4 protein-coding genes are annotated in these 2,319 nt (G+C 47.7%); 2 read left to right on the top strand and 2 right to left on the bottom strand.

Annotated elements, in window-relative coordinates; translation table 11 throughout:
- Positions 1 to 647, top strand: a 647-nt coding sequence (locus tag HNW77_RS17140) for a transposase (protein WP_010512010.1), incomplete at its 5' end; no start/stop codon positions are given.
- Positions 648 to 895: 248 nt separating this feature from the next.
- On the opposite strand, the gene HNW77_RS17135 is transcribed toward HNW77_RS17140, so the two are convergent.
- Positions 896 to 1,474, bottom strand: coding sequence for a DUF488 domain-containing protein (locus HNW77_RS17135; RefSeq protein ID WP_010512347.1), 579 nt, complete (start codon positions 1,472 to 1,474; stop codon positions 896 to 898).
- 35 nt (positions 1,475 to 1,509) lie between these two features.
- On the opposite strand from HNW77_RS17135, the gene HNW77_RS17130 reads away from it, so the two are divergent.
- Positions 1,510 to 1,725, top strand: coding sequence for a hypervirulence associated TUDOR domain-containing protein (locus HNW77_RS17130; RefSeq protein WP_010512346.1), 216 nt, complete (start codon positions 1,510 to 1,512; stop codon positions 1,723 to 1,725).
- A 13-nt stretch (positions 1,726 to 1,738) separates the two neighbouring features.
- Here HNW77_RS17130 and HNW77_RS17125 read toward each other — a convergent pair whose 3' ends face one another.
- The gene (locus tag HNW77_RS17125) at positions 1,739 to 2,011 is read right to left on the bottom strand and encodes a DUF1971 domain-containing protein (RefSeq protein WP_023524174.1); all 273 of its coding nucleotides are present in this window, start codon (positions 2,009 to 2,011) and stop codon (positions 1,739 to 1,741) included.
- Positions 2,012 to 2,319: the final 308 nt, after the last annotated feature.

The raw sequence follows: 2,319 nt of genomic DNA, 5'->3' as shown, positions 1-2,319 counted from the left end.
CCACGCTGGTAGCGGCTCCGAAGCAGCGGAACACCAATGCAGAGAAAGCCGATCTTCGGGAAGGACGTATTCCTGAAGACTGGCAGGACAAACCCGCAAAGCTGTCGCACAAGGATCGTCATGCGCGATGGACACTGAAGTTCACGAAGGCGAAGCGGCAGGATGATGGAACCATGCCCTCCAGCGATCTCGCCATCCCGTTCTTTGGCTATAAATCGCATGTTTCCATCGATCGAAAATACCGGTTCATCCGGAAATGGAAAACAACGCATGCCGCCGCCAGTGATGGCGCGCGATTGAGAGAGGGGCTGCTGGATAAAACCAATACAGCCTCAAGTGTCTGGGCTGACACGGCCTACCGCTCAAAAGCCAATGAAGACTTCATGGAAAAGCAGGGCTTTGTCTCCAAGGTTCATCGCAAAAAGCCGCATCTCAAGCCTATGCCCCGGCATATCCAGAAATCGAATGCAGGAAAATCCATTATCCGGTCGCGTGTCGAGCATGTCTTTGCCGATCAGAAGTCACAGACGGGGCTGTTTGTCCGGACTGTCGGTATCAGCCGAGCCACCATGAGGATCGGGCTCGCCAATATCGTCTACAATATGCGCCGCTTCCTCTTCCTCGAAAGATTGAACGCGAGCGCATAGCCATCCAGCGGAGGACAACTCCCAATCTGCTCAAAACGCAGACCGGAGGCCATCGCAAAAACCGTCAATCAAATCGCCAAAACCCAGAAATTACCGGCCAAGCACATCAATCAGGGGTTCTTCGATCCCTCCACATCGTTTTTTTCACAGATGACAAAAGAACGCGTTTTTCACGCTTTGAAACACCATCAAAGAGTCTCAGAGCGCTGAACATTTCTTCAGGTTCCGATGGAATATTCTGATTTTTATTATGACTTCTCATCATTTTGGACACATACGGACTCTGGAAGAGGATACGTTAAACAACCTGTTGGTTCGACAACAGCACCAGACGTAAGAACGCCTTCCTGCGTGTTCGTCAACGACAGGATATGGATCACCGTCAAACCTTTAGAAAGAAGATAATCTGAAATAATGCGCCGATGACACCGCCACCAAAGAACCTCTGCGCACATTAAAACAACCGTTTCATATCGGCTCGCTTCGATTAAAGTTGCTAGACCTTTCTGAAATTCATCGCTTAAAGCATAGTCGGCATAATTATGAAAACTTTGCACACGCCAGAATGCATTAATCGTAGGTGCAACGGTTCTAGACCGCGGACGTCTCCCGCCTAACTCCGGAAAATGACGATAAATAACGTTTACTTTCCCAAGCGCTTCAGACAGGACATTACCATTGTAATCCCGATTACGCCTGGAATACGGAAACGCACGAACATCCGCCACGAATGTAATATGATAATGACAAATAAGTGTTATAAACTCGTCAAGGGAATGCGTAGAGTGACCAATCGTATAAATCGTCTTACATTTAACCTTGGTCATTTTACAGTGTCTTCGGCTGCATAAGGAAAATTACCATGTCTTCACAAACCTTCAGAATTGGCGACATTGTTTCATGGAACTCTGAAGCCGGTTATGTCACAGGTAAAATTACGAAAATTCACACATCACCATTTCTCGTCAATGGGTATCATCATCATGCGTCAGGCCAGGAACCTCAATACGAGATTGTCAGCCAGAAAACTGGGCATATAGCATTTCACAAAGGGTCGGCCCTACAGCTACAGATGTAAGTGTTCATATACTTCACAAAGAATGAACTGGATCAGAATCGTAAAACTCCAGTTTTAGCCGGACCAAACCAGATAATTTTAGGTAATGCGTCTGCTCCGGTTTGATAAGGCCTGGTTCACAAGGTGTCAGATGCCTGACTTCTCCAGTGTCAACGTACACGAGCGTCGCAGTTCCTTCCAGAATACGGATAACTGCCCATACGCCAGCCTTCGTGGCATGACGCTGACGCAGACCTGCGGGAAGAGTTATCGCATTGAACTCCGACGTAATACGATACGGTTTCATGGCTGCTTCCTGATATCACGAAAAACAACCTTTATCGCATCGATATTTCCACTATGGTTTCTTATGATATCCATATTGAATACAACAACAATCTGCGAACCATTCCGTCTTAAAGCCGGCACGGTGAGTGTACGATCTGAATTAAAACCTGTTACTCCCTGCTCCACGACATAAGACCAACCAGAGGTGGACCCGTCTGTTCGGACAGTTTTTGGGTTTGAATAAGCTATACCCGGTTGTTGTTATGCCGCCATTCTGACGGCGTTGCTGTTGGCCATCTGGTCCGGGGTTAACGCCGGACCAGATGG

The organism is Komagataeibacter melomenusus (assembly GCF_013155395.1).
In the GTDB taxonomy this organism is placed as follows: domain Bacteria; phylum Pseudomonadota; class Alphaproteobacteria; order Acetobacterales; family Acetobacteraceae; genus Komagataeibacter; species Komagataeibacter melomenusus.
Note: the sequence above shows the minus strand (reverse complement) of the source record. Positions and strands in the feature narration are given on the sequence as shown.

Coding starts and splice junctions, on each gene's coding strand:
- HNW77_RS17135 (WP_010512347.1), bottom strand. CDS start 1,474: ATGACCAAGGTTAAATGTAAGACGATTTATACGATTGGTCACTCTACG.
- HNW77_RS17130 (WP_010512346.1), top strand. CDS start 1,510: ATGTCTTCACAAACCTTCAGAATTGGCGACATTGTTTCATGGAACTCT.
- HNW77_RS17125 (WP_023524174.1), bottom strand. CDS start 2,011: ATGAAACCGTATCGTATTACGTCGGAGTTCAATGCGATAACTCTTCCC.